5 protein-coding genes are annotated in these 6,803 nt (G+C 72.4%); 4 read left to right on the top strand and 1 reads right to left on the bottom strand.

The window, feature by feature from the left end; all coding sequences use genetic code 11:
• Positions 1 to 792: 16S rRNA (cytosine(1402)-N(4))-methyltransferase RsmH (gene rsmH / locus ACWGH4_RS27850; protein WP_453465800.1), on the bottom strand; the 792-nt coding region annotated here is incomplete at its 3' end.
• A 272-nt stretch (positions 793 to 1,064) separates the two neighbouring features.
• Here rsmH and ACWGH4_RS27845 point away from each other — a divergent pair.
• From ACWGH4_RS27845 to ACWGH4_RS27830, 4 genes are all read left to right on the top strand, one after another.
• The gene (locus tag ACWGH4_RS27845; protein ID WP_441264296.1) at positions 1,065 to 1,610 is read left to right on the top strand and encodes a carbonic anhydrase; all 546 of its coding nucleotides are present in this window, start codon (positions 1,065 to 1,067) and stop codon (positions 1,608 to 1,610) included.
• Between the two features lie 200 nt (positions 1,611 to 1,810).
• A complete protein-coding gene (locus tag ACWGH4_RS27840; RefSeq protein ID WP_453465797.1) occupies positions 1,811 to 2,857 on the top strand; it encodes an AAA family ATPase in 1,047 nt (348 codons plus the stop codon).
• On the top strand, positions 2,857 to 4,215 hold the full coding sequence (locus tag ACWGH4_RS27835) for a DUF58 domain-containing protein (RefSeq protein WP_453465795.1): 1,359 nt from the start codon (positions 2,857 to 2,859) through the stop codon (positions 4,213 to 4,215). Before ACWGH4_RS27840 ends, ACWGH4_RS27835 begins: the two co-directional genes overlap by 1 nt.
• The gene (locus tag ACWGH4_RS27830) at positions 4,212 to 6,755 is read left to right on the top strand and encodes a transglutaminase family protein (protein ID WP_453465793.1); all 2,544 of its coding nucleotides are present in this window, start codon (positions 4,212 to 4,214) and stop codon (positions 6,753 to 6,755) included. The genes ACWGH4_RS27835 and ACWGH4_RS27830 overlap by 4 nt, the downstream gene beginning before the upstream one ends.
• The last annotated feature ends 48 nt before the right edge of the window (positions 6,756 to 6,803 follow it).

Here is a 6,803-nt window from a genome sequence, read left to right as displayed (position 1 = left end):
GTTCGCGGCGCCGGCCGCGAACACCTGCTTGACCAGCCGGTCCTCGAGGGAGTGGTACGACAGCACGGCGATCCGCCCGCCGACGGCGAGCGCGGACACCGCGGCGGGAATGGCCCGCTCGAGCACCGCCAGTTCTCCGTTCACCTCGATGCGCAGAGCCTGGAAGGTGCGCTTGGCCGGGTTGCCGCCGGTGCGCTTGGCGGCCTGCGGCAGCGCGTCGCGGATGAGTTCGACGAGCCGGGCGCTGTTGGTGAACGGTTCCTTCTCCCGCTCCCGCACGATCGCGGACACGATCCGCTTGGCCTGCTTCTCCTCGCCGTAGGCGCGCAGGATCCGCACCAGTTCGCCGGGGGGATAGGTGTTGAGGACCTCGGCGGCGCTCATGCCCGTCGTCTGGTCCATCCGCATGTCGAGCGGGGCGTCCTGGGCGTAGGCGAAGCCGCGGTCGGCCTCGTCGAGCTGCATGGAGGAGACGCCGAGGTCGAACAGCACACCCTGGACGCGGGGAATCCCGAGGCGGGCGAGCACGTCGGGAAGCTCGTCGTAGACGGCGTGCACCAGCGTCGCCCGCTCACCGAACTTGGCCAGCCGCTCGCCGGAAAGACGGAGGGCCTCCGTGTCCCGGTCGAGTGCGACGAGGCGGGTCTGCGGGAACTGCTCGAGCAGGGCCTCGCTGTGGCCGCCGAGGCCGAGGGTGCAGTCGACGACGACTCCGCCGGGCGCCTGGAGGGCGGGGGCCAGCATGTCCAGGCACCGCTGGAGCATCACCGGGACGTGTCGGGTCTGGCTCATGCGCCCTCTCAGATCCGGCGCGGGCGGGTCATGGCCGGGCCGTGCGTACGCCGCGCACGCGGGGAATGTGCGGGGGGCCGTCGGGTGTGTGGGCGACCTCCGTGAACTTCGCGTCACTTTAGTCCACTGCTCCGGCCGGTCAATCAACCGGCCAGCGCGTCGCGCGGCCCGCCGTGTCAGGCTTGTGGGTTACCTCACAGCACGGGTCGTTGACGTTCTTTTGTCCGCTCTCACACCGAGCCTGCGCGGCCGGTGACCGCTACCTTCGAAACATGTCGACTTCTGCGTACCAGCCCGCCGCCGCCCCCGCACGCACAGGTGGCACCGTCACTGATCGCCTCGTCGAAGCGAACCAGCGCTACGCCGCGGAGTTCCGGGACCCGGGGATGGACGCCCGCCCGGTGCTCAAGGTGGCCGTGGTCGCCTGCATGGACGCCCGTCTCGACCTGCACGCGGCGCTCGGACTGGAGCTCGGTGACTGCCACACGATCCGCAACGCCGGCGGAGTGGTCACCGACGACGTGATCCGCTCCCTCACCATCAGCCAGCGCGCGCTCGGCACCCGCAGCGTGATCCTCGTGCACCACACCGGCTGCGGTCTGGAGACGATCACGGAGGACTTCCGCATCGAGCTGGAGGAGGAGGTCGGGCAGCGGCCGGCGTGGGCGGTCGAGGCGTTCCGCGATGTCGACCAGGACGTCCGGCAGTCGATGCAGCGGGTACGCACTTCCCCGTTCCTGCTGCACGCCGACGATGTACGCGGCTTCGTCTTCGACGTCACCACGGGCCTGCTCCGCGAGATCGACCCCGCTGAGTGAGCAGCTGAGCACGCGATATAGCACCTCAACCCCGACATATCCCGCCCACTTATCCACAGGCGAGTGACACAACGCGGCAACGCCAACAAGAATGCGGGTGTGACCCCCTTCCGGACCTTCCGGAGGCGGCGTCCATGTTTCGGGGTTGGGCCGTGCCGTCTGAAGTGCGCCGGCCCTTTGAACGGGCCGAGGAGGGCCGGGTGACGACCTATGACGATCGAGCGAGCCTCACGGATCTGACCACCACAGCGGATCATGTCCGCAGGTCGGTCGAGAGCGTGATCGAGGGCAAGCCGGAGGTCGTACGGCTTTCGCTGACCGTGTTGCTCGCGGAGGGGCATCTCCTCATCGAGGACGTTCCCGGCGTGGGCAAGACGATGCTGGCCAAGGCGCTGGCGAGATCCATCGACTGCTCCGTGCGGCGCATCCAGTTCACGCCGGACCTGCTGCCGTCGGACATCACCGGTGTGTCGATCTTCGATCAGCAGCGGCGCGAGTTCGAGTTCAAGCCGGGCGCGATCTTCGCCCAGATCGTGATCGGCGACGAGATCAACCGCGCGTCGCCCAAGACGCAGTCGGCGCTGCTGGAGTCGATGGAGGAGCGCCAGGTCACCATCGACGGGCACAGCTACGAACTGCCCAACCCCTTCATGGTGGTGGCCACCCAGAACCCGGTGGAGATGGAGGGCACCTACCCGCTGCCGGAGGCGCAGCGCGACCGCTTCATGGCGCGCGTCTCCATCGGCTACCCCAGCGCGGCCGCCGAGCTCCAGATGCTCGACGTCCACGGCGGTGTGTCACCGCTCGACGATCTGCAGCCGGTGGCGCACGCCCACGACATCGTGAAGCTGATCGAGGCCGTGCGCGCGGTGCACGTCGCCGAGTCCGTGCGGCGTTACGCGGTGGAGCTCGTGTCGGCGACCCGCAGCCACCCCGATCTGCGCCTGGGCGCCTCCCCGCGCGCCACGCTGCACCTGCTGCGCGCCGCGAAGGCGTCCGCCGCGCTCAGCGGCCGCGAATACGCCCTGCCGGACGACGTGCAGGCACTGGCCGTGCAGGTGCTCGCCCACCGACTGCTGCCCACCGCGCAGGCCCAGCTGAACCGCCGCACCGCCGAGCAGGTCGTCCTGGACATCGTCCAGCGCACGGCAGTCCCGACGAGCGGCACCGCTGACGGTTCGTACACGGCCGGCCGGACGGCCCAGCCGCCGCTCTACGGCCATCAGCCCGGCGCCCGGCGGCTGTGATGTCGGCCGGAGCCGCCTCGACGGACCCGGCGGCAAAGGGCGCCGGCGGGGTGCGTGCGGCGCTCGGAGGGCTCACCACGCGCGGCCGCTCCTTCCTCGCGGCCGGCGTGGCGGCGGCCGTCTGCGCCTATGTGCTCGGCCAGAGCGACCTGCTGCGCGTCGGGCTGCTGCTCGCCGGGCTGCCGCTGATCTGTGTGGCCGTCCTCTACCGCACCCGCTACCGGGTGGCCGCGAGCCGCAGACTGTCGCCCGCCAGGGTGCCCGCCGGTTCCGAGGCGCGCGTCCATCTGCGGATGGACAACGTCTCGCGGATGCCGACGGGCCTGCTGATGCTCCAGGACCACGTGCCGTACGTGCTGGGGCCACGGCCCCGCTTCGTGCTGGACCGGGTCGAGGCGGGCGGCCGCCGCGAGGTCTCGTACCGGGTCCGCTCGGACCTGCGGGGCCGTTACCCGCTGGGACCGCTCCAGCTACGGCTGACGGATCCGTTCGGCATGTGCGAGCTCACCCGTTCGTTCAGCGCCTTCGACACCCTCACGGTCATTCCGCGCACGGAGTCGCTGCCCGCTGTGCGTCTGGCCGGCGAGGCCTCCGGCTACGGCGACGGCCGCCAGCGCTCACTCGCCCTCGCCGGCGACGACGACATCATTCCCCGTGCCTACCGCTACGGGGACGACCTGCGCCGGGTCCACTGGCGCTCCACCGCCCGCTACGGCGAGTTGATGGTCCGGCGCGAGGAGCAGCCCCAGCGGCCCCGGTGCACCGTGCTGCTGGACACCCGGCGCGTGGCCTATCAGGGTGCGGGCCCCGACTCGGCGTTCGAGTGGGCCGTGTCCGGCGCAGCCTCCGCGCTGATGCACCTGCTGGAACGCGGCTTCGCCGTGCGGCTGTTGACCGACACTGGCACCTCGGTGCCCGGCGAGGGCGCGGACGGCTTCGCCGGCTCCTCCCAGGAGTCCGCCGACTCCGCGGGTCTGATGATGGACACGCTCGCCGTCGTGGACCACTCCGACGGTGCGGGCCTGTCCCGTTCGTTCGACGTGCTGCGCGGCGGTAGCGAGGGTCTGCTGATCGCCTTCCTCGGCGATCTGGACGACGAACAGGCCGCGCTGGCGGCCCGGATGCGTCAGCGCAGCGGCTCGGCGGTCGCGTTCGTGCTCGACAGCGGCACATGGGTGAGCGGCGGCGCCGCACCGGGACCGCTCGAGAAGCGGGTCCGGCAGCTGCGTGAGTCCGGCTGGACGGCCCTCCCGGTGACACCCGGCGCACGGCTCACGGATCTCTGGCAGCAGGCGGCACGGGAACGCGTCGAGGCGTCCGGCGCAGGCACGTACGGTTCGGCGGGAGGTTGGTCATGAGCGGTCGCGCACGGCTCGCGGTGTGTGCCTTCGCCGCCACGCTGATGGCGGCGGGAGCCCTGCTGCCGCTGGTCGATCCGCCCAACTGGCTTTTCCAGGCCGGGTTCCTGCTGGCGATTCAGACCGGAGTGGGCGCGCTGGCCCGCCGGGTCCCGCTGCCCCGCCCGCTGACCGTGGCGGTGCAGACTCTGGTCACGCTGCTGCTGCTCACCGTGGTCTTCGCCCGGGGCCAGGCGTTCCTCGGGGTGCTGCCGGGACCGGACGCGTTCGTCCACTTCGGGGAGCTGCTGCGCGCCGGTGCGGACGACGTCGGCAAGTACGCGATTCCCGCCCCGGCCACCGACGGCATCAGGCTGATGGTGATCGGCGGCGTGCTGGTGATCGGCCTCGCGGTGGACGCGCTCGCGGTGACGTTCCGCAGCGCCGCCCCCGCCGGTCTGCCGCTGCTGGCGCTCTACTCCGTGGCCGCCGGACTCTCCGGCGGCGAGGCGAGCTGGCTGTGGTTCCTGCTGGCCGCGTCCGGCTATCTGCTGCTGCTGCTCGCCGAGGGCCGTGACCGGTTGTCCCAGTGGGGCCGCGTCTTCGGCGGCGGCGCGGGCACCCGCAACCGCTCCACAGGTGGCTTCGACCCGACGGAGGGCCGACCGCAGGCACCGGTCAGGGCGGGCCGCAGGATCGGCGTCCTCGCGCTCGGTGTCGCCCTCGTCGTGCCGGCGGCACTGCCCGCCCTGGACGGCGGACTGATCGGCGGGGTGGGTAACGGCCCCGGCGGCGGCCCGGGTGGCGGCGGAGGCACGATCTCGGCCGTCAATCCGCTGGTCTCCCTCCAGGACAACCTGAACCAGCCCCAGAACCGCGAGGTGTTGCGCTACCGCAGCAACGCGCCGGACAACCAGGACATGTATCTGCGGATCCTGTCCCTGGACCGGTTCGACGGCACGTCGTGGCGCTCGTCGCAGCGCAAGGTCACGGGTGTGCCGGAGCGGCTGCCGGAGCCGGTCGGACTGAGCCCCTCCGTCCAGGTCACCGAGGTCAGGACGAACCTGTCGGCGGCCGGGTCGTACAAGCAGGACTGGCTGCCGATGCCCTATCCGGCGACGGCGGTCGCCATCGACGGCCGCTGGCGCTACGAGCCCGCGGGCCGGACGCTCGTCGGCGACCGGGGGCAGACGACGGCAGGCACCCAGTACTCGGTCAACAGCCTGATCGTGAAGCCGACCCAGGAGCAACTGGCGGACGCTCCCGCTCCCCCCGCGGCGCTCCTTCAGGAGTACACCCGTGTCCCCGATGCGCTGCCCGGCGACGTCCGGCGGACCGCGGCCACGGTGACCAGGGGCGCGGCGAACGACTACGAGCGCGCGGAGAAGCTCGAGGAGTGGTTCGCGGACACCGGCGGCTTCACGTACAACACCGACGTCCGGTCGGGTACGGGCGTCACCGCGATCAGCCGGTTCCTGAAGCAGAAGGAGGGCTTCTGCGTCCACTTCTCCTTCTCGATGGCGGCGATGGCCCGCACCCTCGGCATCCCCGCCCGCGTCGCGGTGGGTTTCCAGCCCGGCACCACGCAGTCGGACGGCACGGTGTCGGTCGGCCTGCGCGACGCCCACGCCTGGCCCGAGCTGTATTTCGAGGGTGTGGGGTGGACCCGCTTCGAGCCGACGCCGAGCCGCGGCTTCCGGCCCGAGTACACGCAGGAGCAGACGCCTTCGGGCGGCGCCTCCGACCCGGCTCGGCCGGAGGAGGGCAGCTCCGCGGCCCCCGAGCAGTCGAACCGGCCCGAGGACGACGCGTGCCCCCGCCAGGAGCGGCAGCTCGGCGAGTGCGGCGCGGCCGACCCTCGTGATGTCCAGCCGCCGACGGCCGACGACTCGTCGCTGGGCACGGTGCTGCTGGTGACCAGCGGGGTCGTGGGCGGTCTGTTGCTGCTGGCCGTGCCGTTGCTGTGGCGGCTCGTGACCAGGTCCCGGCGGCTGGGTGTGCCGGTGCGCCGACCGGCCGAGGGCGAGGCGCGTTCGCCGGGTGGGGGTCCGGCTCCGGGCTCACCGGGAGCCTCCGCCGCGTCCCTGGACGCGGACGGCGGCGCGGTCGCCGGCCGGACGGCCGTGGACGATCCTGGCCGGACGCTGGCCGCCTGGCAGGAGGTCACCGACTCCGCGTGGGACGTCGGCATCCTCCCCGACGAGTCGCTGACACCTCGCAAGGCGGCGGCGCGCATCGTCAGGCTGGGCAAGCTCGAGGACGAGCCGGCGGCGGCCGTCCACCGGATGGCCCGCTCCGTGGAGCAGGTCCTGTACGCGCCGGTCCCGAGGGCCGGCACGGGCCTCGCGGACGACGCGCGGCAGATCCAGGCCGGTCTGATCCGCGCGGTGGGCTTCCGGACCCGGATGCGGGCGCTGCTGCTGCCCCGCTCCTCAGTCCGAGTCGTCTGGGCCCTGTCGGAACGCTGGTCGGCCGTCACGGACCGGTGGAGCGTGCGGCGGCTGCGGCTCGACCGGTGGACGGCGTTCCTGCGCCGCCGCCCGACCCGCCAGCGCGGCTGACTCCCCGCCTGCCCGTCCCGCCCCGGCCGGGCCCGTTCACCACGGGCC

Source organism: Streptomyces sp. NPDC054847 (assembly GCF_053610925.1).
This window is presented reverse-complemented; position numbering and strand designations above follow the sequence as displayed.

Excerpts from the sequence above, each read along its gene's own strand:
- ACWGH4_RS27845 (WP_441264296.1), top strand. The coding sequence starts at position 1,065 with ATGTCGACTTCTGCGTACCAGCCCGCCGCCGCCCCCGCACGCACAGGT.
- ACWGH4_RS27835 (WP_453465795.1), top strand. The coding sequence starts at position 2,857 with ATGTCGGCCGGAGCCGCCTCGACGGACCCGGCGGCAAAGGGCGCCGGC.
- ACWGH4_RS27830 (WP_453465793.1), top strand. The coding sequence starts at position 4,212 with ATGAGCGGTCGCGCACGGCTCGCGGTGTGTGCCTTCGCCGCCACGCTG.